At 67.3% G+C, this 16906-nt stretch carries 12 protein-coding genes; 4 read left to right on the forward strand and 8 right to left on the reverse strand.

Annotation, left to right across the window (positions count from 1 at the left end):
- Nucleotides 1-153: 153 nt before the first annotated feature.
- The 3 genes from RS901_RS14140 (at nt 154) to RS901_RS14150 (ending at nt 3958) form a co-directional block, all read left to right on the forward strand.
- Nucleotides 154-2883 carry a UPF0182 family protein gene (locus RS901_RS14140; RefSeq protein ID WP_316149399.1) on the forward strand — a complete coding sequence of 910 codons (2730 nt, stop codon included), beginning with the start codon at nt 154-156 and terminating at the stop codon, nt 2881-2883.
- Between the two features lie 288 nt (nt 2884-3171).
- Entirely contained in the window at nt 3172-3624 is a 453-nt protein-coding gene (locus RS901_RS14145; protein WP_316149400.1) for a PA2169 family four-helix-bundle protein, read from the forward strand.
- A 31-nt stretch (nt 3625-3655) separates the two neighbouring features.
- Nucleotides 3656-3958: a hypothetical protein gene (locus RS901_RS14150; RefSeq protein WP_013956603.1), complete on the forward strand. Its 303-nt coding sequence runs from the start codon at nt 3656-3658 to the stop codon at nt 3956-3958.
- A 52-nt stretch (nt 3959-4010) separates the two neighbouring features.
- On the opposite strand, the gene RS901_RS14155 is transcribed toward RS901_RS14150, so the two are convergent.
- From RS901_RS14155 to rpoD, 7 genes are all read right to left on the reverse strand, one after another.
- Nucleotides 4011-4610, reverse strand: coding sequence for a J domain-containing protein (locus RS901_RS14155; RefSeq protein ID WP_316149402.1), 600 nt, complete (start codon nt 4608-4610; stop codon nt 4011-4013).
- 104 nt (nt 4611-4714) lie between these two features.
- Complete coding sequence (locus tag RS901_RS14160) at nt 4715-7165, reverse strand: SAM-dependent methyltransferase (protein WP_316149403.1); 2451 nt, start codon at nt 7163-7165, stop codon at nt 4715-4717.
- A gap of 25 nt (nt 7166-7190) precedes the next feature.
- Nucleotides 7191-7973 (reverse strand): protein-L-isoaspartate(D-aspartate) O-methyltransferase, encoded by a 783-nt coding sequence (locus tag RS901_RS14165; protein WP_316149405.1) that lies wholly within the window; start codon nt 7971-7973, stop codon nt 7191-7193.
- Nucleotides 7974-8074: 101 nt separating this feature from the next.
- Complete coding sequence (locus RS901_RS14170; protein ID WP_316149407.1) at nt 8075-10903, reverse strand: Hsp70 family protein; 2829 nt, start codon at nt 10901-10903, stop codon at nt 8075-8077.
- The gene (locus RS901_RS14175) at nt 10878-12725 is read right to left on the reverse strand and encodes an Hsp70 family protein (protein ID WP_316149408.1); all 1848 of its coding nucleotides are present in this window, start codon (nt 12723-12725) and stop codon (nt 10878-10880) included. The genes RS901_RS14170 and RS901_RS14175 overlap by 26 nt, the downstream gene beginning before the upstream one ends.
- Nucleotides 12725-13303 (reverse strand): DUF2760 domain-containing protein, encoded by a 579-nt coding sequence (locus RS901_RS14180; RefSeq protein ID WP_316149410.1) that lies wholly within the window; start codon nt 13301-13303, stop codon nt 12725-12727. The genes RS901_RS14175 and RS901_RS14180 overlap by 1 nt, the downstream gene beginning before the upstream one ends.
- A gap of 56 nt (nt 13304-13359) precedes the next feature.
- Nucleotides 13360-15330: an RNA polymerase sigma factor RpoD gene (rpoD, locus tag RS901_RS14185; protein ID WP_316149411.1), complete on the reverse strand. Its 1971-nt coding sequence runs from the start codon at nt 15328-15330 to the stop codon at nt 13360-13362.
- 327 nt (nt 15331-15657) lie between these two features.
- On the opposite strand from rpoD, the gene RS901_RS14190 reads away from it, so the two are divergent.
- Nucleotides 15658-16503, forward strand: a complete 846-nt coding sequence (locus tag RS901_RS14190; protein WP_316149412.1) for a class II glutamine amidotransferase — start codon at nt 15658-15660, stop codon at nt 16501-16503.
- Nucleotides 16504-16534: 31 nt separating this feature from the next.
- Here RS901_RS14190 and RS901_RS14195 read toward each other — a convergent pair whose 3' ends face one another.
- Nucleotides 16535-16786, reverse strand: coding sequence for a hypothetical protein (locus tag RS901_RS14195; RefSeq protein ID WP_013956612.1), 252 nt, complete (start codon nt 16784-16786; stop codon nt 16535-16537).
- Between the last annotated feature and the right edge of the window lie 120 nt (nt 16787-16906).

Genomic DNA, 16906 nt, shown 5'->3' on the forward strand with positions numbered 1-16906 from the left:
GGTACTTGAAGGACTGAACCCCGCGGCGGTGAGACGCAGCATCAACCCGGCTTGATTGCCTCGTCTACAATGATTCAGGCTGCACGATTTGCCCCGGACCCATGCATGGCTGCGCAGCAGCTCGGGCGATGGTGCCGCAAAGGAGCTTGATCGATGCGCTCGCCAGCGAGGGACGCCATGCGCGTGAGACGCCTTGCGACCTGGATTGTGGCCGTCATCGTCGCGCTGGTCGCTGCCGGCCGCGTCACCGGCCTCGTTGTTGACTGGCTGTGGTTTGCCTCGGTTGGCTACGCCGGGGTGTTCCGCACGATATTCGCCACCCAGGCGCTTCTGTTCCTTGCCGTATTCGCCGTTTCGGCAGGCGCGCTCTGGGTATCGGGCTGGCTGGCGCACCGCTGCGCGAGTCAGGCGCAGGCCTGGAGGCCGGAGGTCCTGGGCCAGCCGGTTGGCGAGATCGCAGCGCGCCTCCCCTGGCGCGCCGCCATTGCCGGCGCCGCCGTCCTCGTGGGGCTGCTCATGGCCGTCGGTGAACTGTCGAGCTGGGCCATTGCGCTGCGCTATATCCAGCAGGTGCCTTTCGGCAAGACCGATCCGGTCTTCGGCAGGGACATCGGTTTCTACGTCTTCTCGCTTCCCGCATATCTTGCCCTCAGGAACTGGCTGCTCCTGCTGCTGTGCTGCAGCGCAGTGGTTGCCGGCGTGGTCTACGGCTTGCGCGGCGACATCGCGCTGGTCCGGCCGCCGCGCGGGCTTTCAGCGGCGGCCGCCATCCATGGATCGGCATTGCTCGGCTTGTTCTTCGCGCTGCAGGCGTGGTCCTACTGGCTCGACCGCTTCATGCTGCTCTACGGCGACAACGGCGTCGTGGTCGGCGCTAGCTATACCGATGTCCATGTCGGGCTGCCGGTCCTGTGGCTGCAAGTCGGCCTGGCTGCCGCGGCTGCCGCCGCTTCATGGGCCAATATGCGCTGGCGGGACTATCGGGTGCCTGCGGCCGCGGCGCTACTGGTGGTCGGCAGCGCAATACTGCTCGGCACGATCTGGCCGGCACTGTTCCAGCGTTTCTATGTCAAGCCGAACGAGCTGCAACTGGAGACGCCGTATCTCGAACACAATATTGCGCTGACGCGGGAGGCCTATGGCGTGACGCAGATCGAGGTGAAGCCGTTCCCGGTCGAACAGAGCCTGGATCTCGCCTCGCTCCAGGCCAATCGCCCGACCATCGACAACATCCGCCTGTGGGACCTGCAGCCGCTACGCGATACCTATGCGCAGTTGCAGGAGATCCGGACCTATTACAAGTTCCTCGCGACGGACATCGACCGCTACCAGCTCGGCGCAGGCTACCAGCAGGTCATGCTGTCGGCGCGGGAGCTGGAGCCGGCACTGATTCCGGCCAATGCCCAGACCTGGGTGAACCTGCATCTCCTGTTCACCCATGGCAATGGCGTGGTGATGTCGCCGGTCACCGAGAAATCCGCCGAAGGCCTGCCCTCGCTTTATCTGCATGACATTCCCCCGCTCTCCAACGGCGGCCCGGCCATCCAGGAGCCGCGCCTCTACTTCGGTGAAGGCGGCAGAGGCTATGTCATCGTCAAAGGCAGCGTGCCCGAGTTCGACTACCCCAAGGGCAAGGACAACGTCTATTCGGCCTACCGCGGGCGCGACGGCATCGACATCGGCGGCATGGCGGGCCGGACCCTGTTCGCCTGGCAGCTTGGCGATCCCAATATCCTGCTGAGCGGCTACATCACGCAGGAAAGCCGCATCCTGCTCCATCGCAACATCCGGGACCGCGTGCACACGATTGCCCCGTTCCTCAACCTCGACCATGACCCCTATGTGGTCGCGAGCGAAGGGCGTCTTTACTGGATCCAGGACGCCTACACCACCAGCCGCTGGTTCCCTTATTCGCAGCCCGGCACCGGTGGCGGCGACAACTACATCCGCAACGCCGTCAAGGTCGTGATCGATGCGTACAACGGCACGGTCGACTTCTACATCAGCGACCCGGCCGATCCGGTCCTGCAGGTGTACCAGCGCATCTTCCCGGGCGTGTTCAGGCCGCTGGGCGCCATGCCGCAGGACCTGCAGCGGCATATCCGCTACCCTGAAGACCTGTTCCTGATCCAGGCGCAGATCTACCGCGCCTACCACATGGAAGCGGCGGAGGTCTTCTATAACCGCGAGGATCTGTGGGAGTTCCCACGCCAGCTGACAGGCATGAGCACAGGGAACATGCCCGCCGCGCGGATGATGCCCTACTACATGATCCTGCGGCTGCCGGACGAACCGCGCGCCGAGTTCGTTCTCATGCTGCCGATGGTGCCGAGCCAGCGCGAAAACATGATCGCCTGGCTGGCGGCGCGCTCCGACTCTCCCAACTACGGCAAGCTCGTCGCCTACACCTTCCCCAAGGAAAAGCTGGTCTACGGGCCGTTCCAGATCGAGGCGCGCATCCAGCAGAATACCGAGATCTCGCAGCAGATTTCCCTGTGGAACCAGATGGGCTCGCGCGTCATCCGCGGCCATCTGCAGGTCGTGCCGATCGAGAACTCCATCCTCTATGTCTCGCCGCTCTACCTGCGCGCGGAGTCCGGCCAGTTGCCCGAACTCAAGCGGGTGATCGCCGCCTATGGCGATCGCGTGGTCATGGAGGACACACTGGGCGCAGCCCTTGCGGCCCTCTTCAAGGAATCCGCACCGGCGGCGCTACCGGCGCAGGGCGCAGCGAATGCCCGCGCCCGCGAGGCACTCGCGCACTATGACCGTGCCATCGCGCGCTTGAAGGCGGGGGACTGGAGCGGCTTCGGCGCGGAACTCGATGCCTTGCGGCCGCTGCTTGAGGCGCTCGGGGCCGGGGGTGCCGATGTGCGGAAATGAGCGGCCGGATCAGAGTGGTGCATGGTCCGCTTGCGCAGATCGCTCCTGTAACGAGCCCCGCGGCATGAGACGCTTTCCCGCCGGGGTTCGGCCATCTCCTATCATGGAATCACGCCTCGCCTCTTAACGAGCAGGCAGATGGGGCCCGGCGCGACCCGGCTGACTCGTGTTGATGGCGTCTTCGACGACCTTCTCACGGCCGGTTGCGCCGTGGCGCTTCCTCCTTTGACGATCCTGGCGATTTGCGCCGAAGCCGCACGTCGCCGGCATGCATGTTGGGAGACTTCCATGGGCGACAACCAGCAACTAACTGTCCTCGCGCTCAACCAGCTGATCGAGGCTGGCAAGGACAGCGAACTGGCCTGCATGAGCGGCGCCAGCGAAGTGCATGACGCAGCGCTGCGCGACATTCTGACCAGCACCGCGGAATCGTACCGGGCGTCGGTGAAGGAATTGCAGTCGATGGTCAGCGCCATGGGCGGCGCGCCAGCTGACCGGGGCAGCATGAATGGCATGCTGTTCCGCCGCTGGATGGCATTCCGCCACATGCTGTCGCCGAACAACGACGACACCGTGCTGGGAATGTGCGAGCACGAGGAAGATGCCGCCAGGCGCGAGTATCAGTCCGTCATGATGAAGCCGCTGCCACCAGAGGCCAGCGCGGCACTTCAGCGCCAGTACGAGGCGTTGACGCAGCATCATGGCCGGATTCATGCCATGCGCGGGATGCAGATTCACTGAGGGTCCGGCTTGCGCGCGATGGGAGAAAGCAATGGCAACCTACGAGTTCAAGGACAAGGATCTCCAGTTCCTTGCCCAGGGCGCTGACTCCTGTTTCCCGTCCCCTGATGCTGCCTTCGTTGAGTGCGCGGACAGCCATCCGGCGTTCCTGGTGACATGGCCGGAGAGCGGACCGACGACGATGCAACTCAAGGTGCAGATTCGGGCAAGCCAGTACGCCAGTTACCTGACGGATCCGTTCAGGGGACGCGAGGTCCTGCGCAAGGCGGTGGAAGATCGCCTTGCGCTGATCCACACGGTGAAAAGCGGGCTTCTGGTCGCCCCCGACATCTAGGGGCTTGTTATCGGCTTGCGCGCCGGAGGGGCCAGTCTTGAAGACTCCCCCGCTACGAGCGGATGCCGAACAAGCCGTGCCAGAACGAATCGAAGGCGCCGGCGTGACGCCTGGGCCGCTCGTCGGGGTTTGAAGCTCCCGCCCCGGCGGGCGCCTGGGCGGCCTCGGTGTCCGGCGCGTGCGCAGCCCGCGCACTTGCCCGCCGCGACTCCTGCAGAGCCCATATGCTGTCCGCGATGCGTGCCGCCAGTTCCGCGTCACAGTCCCGGCCGAGCAGCACGCCGAAGATGACGTCGCGGTTGTGGCCGTCGTCGGCAAAGCGCATCGCGATACCGAGCATTTTCTCGTAGTGTTCCTGCGCGATGCGCTGGCTCTCGCGTTGCGCCTCGCGCTCCTGTTCTTCCTGAGCCTCGCGCTCGGCCTGCCAGCGCCGCATCTCCCGCTCGAATACCTCGTCGTAGATCTGGCGCTGCCCGGCATCCGAAAGAATGGTATAGGCGTCGCGGATTTCCTGGAATGCCGCATGCGCCTCAGCCTCGCGGCCAAGGTTGCGGTCGGGGTGCCACTTCATCGCGGCGCGGCGGTAGGCGCGCTTGATCTCGTCCAGGGTGGCGTCCGGTTGCACGCCGAGGGTCGTGTAGAGGGTGGTCATGGGCCGATTGGGCGTCTGTCTGCTGGGCGGCTGCCGGGTGGGCATTCATCCTAGCATGGGGTGACCCGCAGCCATGGCATGCGAGATCGGTCCCGGCCCCCGGTTCATGGACACGCAAGCGCCGCGGCAGCGTACAGGAGCAGCGCCACCAGCACCACAGCGGTGAATCCGACGTGGATCGCGACCAGCGTGGCAAGGACCGCTGCCACCACCGAGGCGCAGGCATTGATGCCCCATGCCCAGGGCACCAGCGTTTGGTCGCGGGCCGCGACCCGGGCCAGGCCGAGCGGGAACGGCATTCCCATCAGGAATGCCAGCGGCGCGATCAGCAGCACGGAGACGCCTATCCTGGCCGGGTCCGGCAACCCGATCAGCAGCCTGAAGACCGTCGGCAGCGTCGCCAGGTAGACCAGCGCGGCCACGCAGATGCCGCTGACGGCCAGCGCCGCCTGCCGCCTGCCGCGGTCATCGCCAGCGCGCGCAGGCATGCGCTGGGCGTATCGGCTACCCAGTCCCGCAAAGCAGAGAAAGGCGCACAGCACCACCGCGACCGCATAGAGCGGGTGGCTCAGGAACAGGATGAATTTCTGGATAAAGGCGATCTCCACGAACATGAAGCCAAGGCCGACCGCCAGGAAGTAGCAGCCGGCTCGCCATTCGGGCAACCGCCGCACGGCTGCGCCATTGCCGCCAAGCCCCGCGGCGGGCTGCGGCCGGGGGCGCCGCCGCAGGACCCAGAGCGGGACCACGATCAGCAGCAAGGCCAGGGCGGTGGCCTGCAGCAGCGTGGCCACCAGCACCGGATAGCCCCATTCCAGCAAGGGCAGGCCGCCCTGCGCCTTGAGCGACAGCAGTTCAGGCAGCGTGCGCCATTTGAAGAAATGGAAGAAGTACGGCCTGTCATCGGTGGCCGGCCGCACGTCGAATTTGTAGCGGGACAGGAAGCGGTCGCGTTCGGGGCCGAGCAGGGCCTGCGCGGCGTCGAAGAAGTAGGGCTGGTCCAGCACGTTGTAGCGATTCGCCTGGGCGGCCTGGATGCCGGGATAGTATTCGACGTCGAAGGAACGGGCGCGGCAGAAGGCTGCGAGGGCGGCAAGGTCCGCGGCACTGAACTCCCCGTTCTTGACCACCAGCGTGGCCGTCTTCCAGCCACGGACCAGCGCCAGCCGCCGGGACGGCTCGGGCACGCCCGCGCCTTCCATGGCGGCCACGGCGGTAGCGAGCAGTTTGGGTATGTCACGGGGCGGCAGCGTGACCCAGCGCGTGATCGCAAGCAGGCCGCCGGGCCGAAGATGGCGCAGGTAGCCCTGGAAGGCCTCCACGGTATAGAGATAGCTCTCGGAGAGCGCGTACAGTCCGGCCGATGAGGTGCTGAATGAATCCAGCAGGGCCACCTGGATAAGGTCGTAGCGTGCCGTGCTGGCCGCCAGGAAGCCGCGTGCCTCGCCGGCAAAGACATGGACGCCGGCCGCACTGTACGGCTTGCCGGAAAACGCAGCGAAGCGGCCCTGCACCAGGTCGATCACCTGCGGATTCAGTTCCACGGCATCGACCGCGCTGGCCTGGTGGTAGACCGCCTGCAAGACGTCCGCCCCCGCACCGCTGCCCAGCACCAGCACCTTCGGATCGCGCAGCAGGTGGTAAGGCAGGGCAGAGGTGAGGTCGCCCAGGTAGGCCAGCGGTTCGCGCCGGCCGTCATAGCGATTGAGCGCACTGAGCCCGTCGCCATCGGTAAACACGGCCAGTTGCGCTGGCGGCTCCTGGCTGGCATTCAGGCTCAGCCCGGGCGCGTGCCGCAACGGGATCGAGGGGCTCTCGACCACCGTGACCAGGCCGAGGGGACTGGAGCGCTGCGCCACCACGCGCGCGTTGCCAATGCGCAGGGCCTGGCTCAGCTCCTTGTACTCGGACGGCCGCAGCGCAATCCAGTCACCTGGCACGCCGGCCGGCATGATTGCCGCCAACAGCAGCAGCGCCGGCAGCCAGGGCCGATGCCAGCGGCATTCCACGCATGCCAGCGCCGCCGCGGCCATGCCTGCCGTACCGACCAGCCGCAGGGCATCGACCGGGTGCAGCGCGAACAGTGCCACGATGATGCCCAGGCAGCCCAGCCCGGCGCCAAGGATATCGAAGCTGTAGATGCGGGGAACCTGCTCGGTGAAGCGGGAAAAGCTCAGGCAGATACTGGTGGCGGCGCAAAAGAACGGCACGAACAGCAGCAGGTAGATCAGCAGCAGGCGCAGCGGCTGCGATGGCTCCCACAGGATCTCCAGGGGATTGAACGCCACGTGCTGGGCCAGGGCGAAGCAGGCCATCGCGCTGACGCCGAAGAGCAGGGCCCCGCCCGCGAAGACTGGCACAAAATGGCGGATCAGCGTTCGCTGCGCCAGTGCCACCAGCGCACCCGCCGCGCCATAGCCCAGCAGTGCCACGCTGATCATCATGTAGGCGAAGTGATGCCACTGGATGATGGACAGCAGCCGCATCAGCAGGATCTCGTAGCCCAGCGCGGCGGCAGAGAGCAAGGCCAGGGCGAACAGCGGGGGGCGGGGCATGGCGTCAGCTGGCAGGGCTGATGCCTCAGTGCTTGCCAACCAGCGGCACGAACCTGACCGGCAGGATCTGCCTGGTGGAAACGGTGCCGTCCGCGGACTTTTCTACCAGCAGCAGGTACTGCGTCAGGAACTGGGCGCCCACCGGGATCACCATGCGTCCGCCTGGCTTCAGTTGCCGGATCAGCGGCGGCGGCACATGGCTGGCCGCCGCGGTGACGACGATGGCGTCAAAGGGCGCGTGCTCGTCCCAGCCGTAGTAGCCGTCGCCCACCTTGCACGCCACCTGCCGGTAGGCCAGCCGCTTCAGGCGGTCGCAGGCCTGGCGTCCCAGTGGCTCGATGATCTCGATGGTATAAACCGCGCGTGCCAGCCCGGTCAGCACCGCGGCCTGGTAGCCCGAGCCGGTGCCGATCTCCAGCACGGTGTCACCAGGCTTGACCATCATCAGGTCGGTCATCAGGGCGACGATATACGGCTGCGAAATGGTCTGGCCATGGCCAATCGGCAACGGCCGGTTCTCATAGGCGTGCGGCTTCTGCTCGTCCGGCACAAACTCGTGGCGAGGCACTTGGCCCATCACGGCCATGACGCGCGGGTCGATGGCATGTGTGCCGCTCTGGGCGGCGGCCGCTGCGGCGACCGCGGCGATCTCCCTGACCATGTCGGCGCGCTGTGGGGCAAGGGCGTCGTCGGCGGTGGCGGTGGTCGAGCAGAGCAAGGCCAGCGCTATGGTGGCGATCAGGATTGGGAAGGGTGGGCGGGGCGCTGACGGCTTCACGAGTGGGACAGGCAGGTAGCCTACCGTCATCGTAGATCATCGGTCTGGCTGGCGCAGATAAGTGATAAAAGAGGCGCCTGCCAAGCTCTTCGCGATCAGAGCGCCCCGGCGCTCCAACCCGATTGGGTCTGCTACCCCGCGATCAGCTTGAGGCCGGCGGGCAGCGCCTCCCCAAACACCCGTCCCTCGTCCGCGGTATTGAGCTCCACCACTTCGCGCACCATGGCAATCCAGCTTGGCGGCGCGTTGGCGGCTTCCAGCCGGCGCACAACGGTTGCCCGGATCTCGTCGGGCAGGTCGCGGCTGCGATCGCCGGTCATGCGCGCGATCTGCACGGCGGCGAAGGCGGCCGGTTCGACCTTTTTCCAGTCGAGGGCCAGGATCGCGTCCACCCATTGGGCGGCGGTCCCGGCCGGCACGACGCTGTGCGCGCTGCCATAGAACGGCCGGCGCGCGCCGATGCGGCCCACGGCCCACCAACCCTGGCTGTTTTCGGATGGCTTGCGCAGCCGGGCCAGCAGCCATTCGGCCAGCTCGACCTTGGCGTCGGCGGGAATGCGCTCCAGCGAGCCGGCAAGGCGCACCATATCGGCATAGCCGCCCCTGCTGGGCCCGGCGGGCTTCTTGTAGCGGGCGCTGCCGGGTGGCTGCAGGTAAAAGGCCATGTCTTCCAGCAGGCGCAGTTGCGCGCTTTCGTCCAGCCCGCCTGCCGCGCGCCGCCACAGCGTCCACCACTCCGACCAGTTCTGGCTTTCGTTGACATACTGGATGCCCTGGTCGTACTGCGACCAGAGTTGCTCCACGCGCCATTCGTCGAGCGGGTAGCCGAACCCCGGGCGCACGCAATAGCCGGCCAGGTTCAGCCACAGGCGTTCATGGTCGGCAGTGCGCCGCCGGCGCCGGGCGCGCTCCCAGAAGGCGCCGAACAGCTCGCGCAGCAGGGCGCTGTCCCATTGCTCGCGCGCACCCAGCAGCTGTTCCAGTTGTGCACGCAGCCGCTTGACTTCCTTGGGGCCGACGTCCTGCGAGCGCGCGCCAAAGGTGCGGTCGATCGCCTCCAGGGCCTGGGGCAGGGACGGGTGTGCCGTATCGGGCGCCGGTGCCGCAGCCTGAGCGTCGTTGCCACGCAACTGGAATTCAAGCCGCCATCGCTGCGAGGCATCCGCAATGTTGATGCAGTGGACCTCGAGCGTGCCGACCTCGGTCAGCGAGGTGGTGATCTGCACCGGCGTTTCCCGCGGGCCGCTGGCGCCGCGCGGCGGCACGACAGTGGCGATCGGCGGCAGGCGGACGAAGTCGCCGGTCGACAGATCGGTCAGCTGACCGGGCTGATAGGCTGTGTCGGCGACGGAGGACACCAGGTGGAATTGCACCGGATGGCCAAGCCGCAAGGCGAAGGTGCGGTCGCTGAGGTGGATCTCGTGGCCTTCCTCAGTGCCGCGCGGCAGCAGGCAGATCCCTTGCTGCCCCGACGCGCCATCATCGAGAACCAGGAAGTAGCTGCGCGGCGAGCCGCCGCCGATGCGCGGGGCCTGCCCGGCACGTGCCCGGGCATACGCGACCGCGCCCCGGGCCACGGCAACGTCGGGATTGTCGTTGTGCAGGACCTGCAGCGGCGCGCCGCGCCACGCGCCCAGCGTGTCGGCGATGCGGCCGGCCAGCGCCTGCGCCCGGAATACGCCGCCGTTGAGGAGCAGGGTATCGGGCATCGGCAAGGCATCGGCCGGCGCCTGTGGTGCGTCCAGTGCCGCCCGCGACTGCGCAGCGTGCTGGCTCAGGAACGCCGCAACGTGCCGGGTAACGGCCGGGTCGGACGCATACGGCAGGCCGAACTCGACAATCGCGCCCCGTGCGCGCCCCGGCCTTTCGCTGGCCGGCACCTTGGGGAAGAAGCCGTCGACGACAAGCTGTTCGACCTCCTGCCGCGTCACTTCCACCGAGCGTGCGCCGCCGATCAGCCTGGCGCCCGCGCCCAGCAGCGTCACCGCGACCGAGTCCGGCGCCTGCGCGCCGAGCAGCTGTTCCTTGGCGGCGCGGCAGCGCGCGACCAGCTGCGACAGGCCTGCCGCCGACAGCCGCGGCTGCGCGGCCCCGCCGGCCCCGAGGCGCGCCTCGACCAGATGCGCCAGGCCAAGATCCATGTTGTCGCCGCCGAGCATCAGGTGGTTGCCCACGCCGATGCGGGTCAGCTGCGGCTGACCGTCCTGCATGTCCACCCGGATCAGGGTGAGGTCAGTGGTGCCGCCGCCCACGTCGCAGATCAGCACCAGGCGGGTTTGCGCCAGGTCGGTGTCCAGGCTCTGGCGATGATGGAACAGCCAGTCGTAGAGCGCGGCTTGCGGCTCTTCGAGCAGGCGCAGGGCGGGCAGCCCGGCCAGGCGCGCCGCCTCCAGCGTCAGCGCGCGCGCGCCTTCGTCGAACGAGGCGGGCACGGTGAGGACCACGTCCTGGTCCTCGAGCCGGGCATCGGGAAAACGGTGGTTCCACGCCGCGCACACATAGCCCAGGTAGCTGGCACTGGCGACCACCGGCGAGATCTTGTCGAGATCGTCCTCCCCGCCCCATGGCAGGATGGCCGCGGTGCGGTCGACCGAAGCATGCGACAGCCAGCTCTTTGCGCTGGCTACGAGCCGGCCGGGCACTTGCGCGCCGAGCGTGGCCGCCAGGCGGCCGAACACGGTCCGGCGCGCGGCGGCGCTGGCGGCGGATTGCCAGGGCAATTGCAGGTCGTCGCCGCTGAGCTCGCCCGGTGCCGCGTGGTAGCGCACCGAGGGCAGCAGGGGACGGGCCGCAACCTCGCCCGGGCTGACCAGCTGGTCGATATCGAAGACGCGGATATCGTCGGATCCGGCCTTCGCGTAGGCGACGACGGTGTTGCTGGTGCCGAGGTCGATGCCGACGACGTATTGCTTGGTCGCCGGCCCGGCCGCTTGCTCAGGCATCGGCGCTGCCGCGCACATCGAACTCGACCTTCCAGCGCTCAGCGCTGCCGCTGGGCACGGCCTCGAGTTCCAGGGTGCCGGCCTCGGTCACCCGCGCATGCAGCCTGACCGGTACCACTTCGCCTGCGGTGCGGCCTTCGGCAGGCAGGGTCGCCTGGATTTCTTCCAGCTCCTGCAGTTCCTCCGGCCCCCAGTAGTCAAGCAGGGTGCCGACCTGGTCCTGGCGGCGCACCGACGAGCCGAAGAAGCGGAAGTGCACGGGTTCGCCCACCACCAGGCCGAATTCCTGCGGCGGCAGCGCGGCCTCGGTGCCTTCCTCCATGCCGAACGGCGCCACGCACAGGGCCTGGATCGGCGGTTCGAAGCCGGGCACGGCGGGCATCGACGATTCCACGGCGATATAGTAGGCGCGCGCGGTGCCGCCGCGAATCCGCACCCCCTTGCCGCGCCGCACGTAGCCGTAATAGGCGGCGCCGCGTGCCACGGCCAGGTCCAGCTCCGCGCCGTCAAGCAGGCGGGCAGGGGCCGCGCCTTCAGCGGCGAGCCAGCCGTTGAGGGTCTGCAGGATGCGGTCCGCCAGCAGGCCGGACTTGAACACGCCGCCATTGAAGAGGACGGCGGTCGGGTGGAGCAAGGTCGCGCCTTCCGGCTGTGCGCCCTGCAAGCCTTCGATTTCGGCCAGCGCCGCCACCTGCCGGCCCAGGAATGCGGCCAGGTGCCGCGTGATGGCCGCATCCTGCGCATAGGGCAGGCCAAGCTGCGTCAGGCCGGCGCGTGCCCGGCTCACCGGGCGGGCCGAGGCCTCGACTTGCGGGAAGAAGCCTTCCAGGATGGTCTGGGTCAGCTCGGCGCGGGTCAGGTCCGTGCGGATCGAGCCGCCGATCAGCTTCGAGCCGCGGCTGGGCACGACCAGCGGCACGGTATCGGTAGCCGGGTCGGTGAGCAGCGTTTCCTTGGCCGCGCGGCAGGCATAGGTCAGCGCGCGCAGTTGCCACGGATCGGCCTGCGTGCCCTGGGCCGCCAGCTTGCGCGCCACCACGTGGGCCAGCGCCAGGTCCATGTTGTCGCCGCCGAGCAGGATATGGTCGCCGACCGCAATACGGTGCAGCTCAAGGTTGCCTTCGCGCTCGATCACGGCGATCAGCGAAAGGTCGGTGGTGCCGCCACCCACATCGACGACGAGGATGATGTCGCCGACCTTGACCTGCTTGCGCCACTGGCCGCCGCTTTTCTGGATCCAGCTGTAGAGCGCGGCCTGGGGTTCCTCGAGCAGGGTCATGCGGGCATACCCGGCCGCGGCGGCCGCCTCGGCCGTCAGCTCCCGTGCGGCCGGGTCGAACGATGCGGGAATCGTCACGGTGACGTCCTGCTCGCCAAACGGCGCCTCGGGGTGGGCCTGGTCCCAGGCTTCACGCAGGTGCGTGAGATAGCGCACGGAAGCCTCCAGCGGCGACACGCGCGTCACCTCGGGCGGTGCGTCGTTGGGCAGGACCGGCGCGCGGCGGTCGATGCCGGGATGGCACAGCCAGCTCTTCGCGCTCGACACCAGGCGGATCGGTGTGGCCGCGCCGCGGCTGCGCGCCAGCTCGCCCACGGCGAAGTCGCGCCCGGCGTTCCACGGCAGCGCCAGGTCGCCCGGGGCGAGTTCGCTGGCGTGCGGCAGGTACAGGAAGGAGGGCAGCAGATCCAGGTCTTCGACGGCCCCCGGCGCGGTCAGCTGCGTGATGGGCAGGACGCGCTGGCTGGTCTTCTCGCCATCGCTGGCGGCCAGGTCGACGTAGGAAACGGCGCTATGGGTGGTGCCCAGGTCGATGCCGATGGCATACCGTGCTTCGCTCATCAAAGCTCCACCTCGGCGGGGGCAATCACGGTGGCGTCATGGCGTTCGGCCACGCGCGGCAGGCGCACTTCCTCGACCTTCCAGCCGCGGTGGCTGATGCTGCCATGGAACGGCGCGCTGCCCACCACGTTGCCGGTCAGGCGGATGGCGGTGGCATCGAAGCCGTCGGCCAGCGTGACACGGCTGCCCTCGGCTTCCTCGCGCACCGGCCGGATGGTGAAATGCTCGCGCAGCACCCCGCGGCAGCCATCGTGCACCAGGCGGGCGGCGGCACCGATCTCCGTGTCGGAATAGCGCGCGATGTCTTCCTCGACGAAGTCGATGAAGCGTGCGTCGCGCTGGAGCAGTCCCAGCAACTGCAGCGCCGCCACCGGGCTGGCTTCCTTCAGCACGGGTGCGGCAGCTTCCGCCACCGGGGCGTGTGCGGGTGCCGATACAGGCGCAGGCGCCGGGGCCAATCCCTCACCGTCACGCAGGCGCCTGACGCCGGCTGCGAGGTCGCGGTTGCCAAGGATGGCGAAGAAGGTGCCCATGGCAAGCGAGACCCTGCCGAAGAAAGATAGGTTCGAGTCAGTCATCCGAAAGCTCCTGTCTGCTCTGTGTCAGTCGGCCAAGCGGCTGTTGCCGGCAGGTGTCAGGCGTCACGCAGGTAGGTGATCAGCTGGTCTGCCCGGCTGGGATGCCTCAGCTTCTTCATCGCCTTGCTTTCAATCTGGCGGATCCGCTCGCGCGTGACATCGAACTGCTTGCCGACTTCTTCCAGCGTGTAGTCGGTGGACATATCGATGCCAAAGCGCATCCGCAGCACCTTGGCTTCACGCGGCGTGAGCTCATCGAGCATCTCCCGCACCACGGCACGCAGGCCCGCCTGCAACGCGGCGTCGGCGGGCGTGGCCGTGTCCGAGTCGGCAATCATGTCGCCCAGGCTGGTATCGCCGTCCTCGCCAACCGGGGTTTCCATCGAGACCGGCTCTTTCGCGATCTTCATGATCGAGCGAACCTTGTCTTCGGTCATGTCCAGGCGCTCGGCCAGCACCGCCGGATCGGGTTCCTTGCCGGTTTGCTGCATGATCTCGCGCGACAGGCGATTGAGCTTGTTGATCTGCTCGATCATGTGCACCGGGACGCGGATGGTGCGGGCCTGGTCGGCGATCGCCCGCGTGACGGCCTGGCGCACCCACCACGTCGCGTAGGTGGAGAATTTCCAGCCGCGGCGATATTCGAACTTGTCGACCGCCTTCATCAGGCCGATGTTGCCTTCCTGGATCAGATCCAGGAACAGCATCCCGCGGTTGGTGTACTTCTTGGCAATCGAGATCACCAGCCGCAGGTTGGCCTGCGTCATCTCATGCTTGGCTTGCCGCATCTGGCGCTCGGCAGCCAGCATCTTGCGGTTGACGCCCTTCAGGTCGGGCAGCGACAGCGCCGCCCGGGCCTGGATGTCGATCAGCTTTTGCTGGTGCGCCTCAAGGTCCGGCAGGGCCCGCGCGACCGCCGCGCTGTACGGACGGGACTGGGCGACAAGCTCCTGCCCCCAGGTCAGGTTGGTTTCATTGCCGGGGAAGCGGGCAATGACCTCCTCACGCTCCATCCCGCAGCGCTCGACCAGCAGCTGGACCACCTGGCGCTCGACCGTGCGCACCTCGTCGACCATGGCCTGGACGTTGGCGCACAGGCGCTCGATGGTTTTCGCGGTAAAGCGGATCGTGCGCAATTCTTCGCGCACCGCATCCCTTGCGGACAGGAAGGCTGCCGAGCCCGCGCCATTTGCGGCGCTTTCCTGGCACATCAGCTCGAATTGCCCGGTGACGCGCGCGAACCGCTTCAGGCATTCGTCGCGCAGCTGGGCCAGGGCTTTTTCGTTGCTTTGCTGGGTCGAGCCTTCGTCGTCGGTGTCTTCGGAATCGTCATCGGCCTCGTCGGCACTATCGACGCTGTCGTCCGTCTCGTCAGCTGCCGCCGCCACGGTTGCTTCGGCAATACTCTCGTCGCTCAGGCCATCGACCAGGTCGTCGATGCTGATTTCATTGCTGGCGACCTTGGCCGACAGCTCGAGAATCGCGGCGATGGTGAACGGGCAGGCCGAGATGGCATGGACCATATTGTTCAGGCCTTCCTCGATCCGCTTGGCGATCTCGACTTCCTGCTTGCGCGTGAGCAGCGTTGCGGAGCTCATTTCGCGCATGTACATGCGCACCGGGTCGGTGGTCCGGCCGAACTCGGAGTCCACGGTCGCAAGCGCTACCTCGGCCTCCTCATCGGCCTGGTCGTCCGAGGCCACCACCGGGCCGTCGCTCAGGAGCAGCGTCTCGGCATCCGGCGTCTGCTCATAGATCTTCACGCCCATTTCGGCGAACGTGCTGACGATGCTTTCCATCGCCGCCGTGTCGGTGAAGTTCTCCGGCAGGTGGTCGCTGATATCTGCGTGGGTCAGGTAGCCGCGCTGCCTGCCCAGCTGGATCAGCGCACGCAATTGCTGGCTACGCGCGGCGGCTTCCGTCGATGGATCAGGCTGCGCCGTTGACCCTGCGCTGGCCTGGCCAAGGTCCTTGACTACGCCTGCTTCTCGTGTTTTAGCTGCCGTTCGTTGTGCGCCGCTTGTCATTTACTACTGTTTCCTTCGTGAATCGCGTTTCGACAGCAGCGCGCACGCTGTGCGTGCGCTATCGGGCCTGCTGTCAAGGCTCGTGAGGGTACCGGTGCGGCGCGGGCCGATATCGGACGCCGTGACCATTGGAATCGGGGAGGACGCGTATTCTACAGCCATTGCTGCTTTGCAGCGCCAACTCGCCGTATCCGGGTGTGCCCGGTGCAGGTTCGAGGGTAGCCGGTGCGTCACAGCCTGCGCGTGCTTTGCGTTCGCGCGTTGCCGTCCTACAACTGGAAGTGTGGGCCGGAAGCCACCGGGCCGCATCGGTCTAGGAGGAGCATCATGTGCCGCTGGCTGGCTTACTCGGGCAAATCCGTTCCGCTGGAAACGGTGCTGTTCCAGCCGGAACACTCGCTGATCGACCAGAGCCTGAATTCGCGGCTGGGTCATACCACGACCAATGGGGACGGGTTCGGCGTCGGGTGGTACGGACGTCACTCGGAAGTGCCGTTCCGCTACCGCTGCCTGCACCCGGCCTGGAGCGACACAAACCTGCGCGAGACCGCGCGGGCGGTGAGGGCGCCGCTTTTCGTTGCCCACGTGCGCGCAGCCACCGGCACCCCGACGCAGGAGACCAACTGCCATCCGTTCCGCTTCGGCCGCTGGCTGTTCGTTCACAACGGCCTGATCCGCGAATACCCGCTGGTACGGCGCGACCTGATGATGGCCGTGGCGCCGCACCTGTTCCGCTGGATCGAGGGATCGACCGATTCCGAGGTGATGTTCTTCCTGGCCCTGAGTTTCGGCCTGGAGCGCGACCCGGGCGGCGCGCTGGAACAGATGGCCGGCCTGATCGAGGACGTTGGCCACCGCTACGACGTGCAGTTTCCGCTCAACATGACCGTTTGCGTGACCGACGGCCAGCAGATCGTGGCGGTGCGCTATTCGAGCGAGGCGGCCTCGCGCTCGCTGTTCCACAGCACCTCGTTCCGGCAATTGCGCGCGCTTTACCCGGACGATCCGCGCATCATCGCCGCCGGCGACAACGCCTTCCTGGTACTGTCCGAGCCGCTGATCGAGGTGCAGGGGGTATGGGAGGAGATTCCCGAGGCGACCACCCTGGTGGCCCGGGGTGGCGAGATCGAGCGCAGCTGCTTCGTGCCGCGGATGCCTTCCCAGTCGGCCTGACGGCGTCAGGGAGCGCGGCTGGAACAAGTCCTTACTCGTGACCGCTCACGGCCTTCTTGGTCGCGTGATAGCCCTGTTTGGTGGTATCCGCAATCGCATGGCCGGCCGCCTTTGCGCCACGGCCAATGGCATGCGCGCCGTCGCGCACCGCATGCCCGGCCTGCTTGCCAGCCGACTTGACGCCGTTCTTGAACCCGCGCGCGTCCTCGGCCACGCTCGCGTGCGCCATCGGGGTGGCCAGGGTCACCAGTACGAACGCAATGATCGAGGCTCTTGCCTTCATCGTGACAACCTCTTCGATTCTGACTGAACCGGGGTCGGGGCCTGAAAGTGATCCCGACGTGGTTCCCATGACTATATTCTAGCCGTGCCCGCGCCTGTCCCCCGGATCGTCTGCCCGCCG

Source organism: Cupriavidus sp. BIC8F (genome assembly GCF_032465815.1).
GTDB lineage: Bacteria > Pseudomonadota > Gammaproteobacteria > Burkholderiales > Burkholderiaceae > Cupriavidus > Cupriavidus necator.

Bases quoted from the DNA above. Each gene is read 5' to 3' on its own strand.
- RS901_RS14155 (WP_316149402.1), bottom strand. From the start codon at position 4,610: ATGACCACCCTCTACACGACCCTCGGCGTGCAACCGGACGCCACCCTG.
- RS901_RS14145 (WP_316149400.1), top strand. From the start codon at position 3,172: ATGGGCGACAACCAGCAACTAACTGTCCTCGCGCTCAACCAGCTGATC.
- rpoD (WP_316149411.1), bottom strand. From the start codon at position 15,330: ATGACAAGCGGCGCACAACGAACGGCAGCTAAAACACGAGAAGCAGGC.
- RS901_RS14195 (WP_013956612.1), bottom strand. From the start codon at position 16,786: ATGAAGGCAAGAGCCTCGATCATTGCGTTCGTACTGGTGACCCTGGCC.
- RS901_RS14150 (WP_013956603.1), top strand. From the start codon at position 3,656: ATGGCAACCTACGAGTTCAAGGACAAGGATCTCCAGTTCCTTGCCCAG.
- RS901_RS14170 (WP_316149407.1), bottom strand. From the start codon at position 10,903: ATGTGCGCGGCAGCGCCGATGCCTGAGCAAGCGGCCGGGCCGGCGACC.
- RS901_RS14180 (WP_316149410.1), bottom strand. From the start codon at position 13,303: ATGACTGACTCGAACCTATCTTTCTTCGGCAGGGTCTCGCTTGCCATG.
- RS901_RS14140 (WP_316149399.1), top strand. From the start codon at position 154: ATGCGCTCGCCAGCGAGGGACGCCATGCGCGTGAGACGCCTTGCGACC.
- RS901_RS14160 (WP_316149403.1), bottom strand. From the start codon at position 7,165: ATGCCCCGCCCCCCGCTGTTCGCCCTGGCCTTGCTCTCTGCCGCCGCG.
- RS901_RS14175 (WP_316149408.1), bottom strand. From the start codon at position 12,725: ATGAGCGAAGCACGGTATGCCATCGGCATCGACCTGGGCACCACCCAT.
- RS901_RS14165 (WP_316149405.1), bottom strand. From the start codon at position 7,973: ATGACGGTAGGCTACCTGCCTGTCCCACTCGTGAAGCCGTCAGCGCCC.
- RS901_RS14190 (WP_316149412.1), top strand. From the start codon at position 15,658: ATGTGCCGCTGGCTGGCTTACTCGGGCAAATCCGTTCCGCTGGAAACG.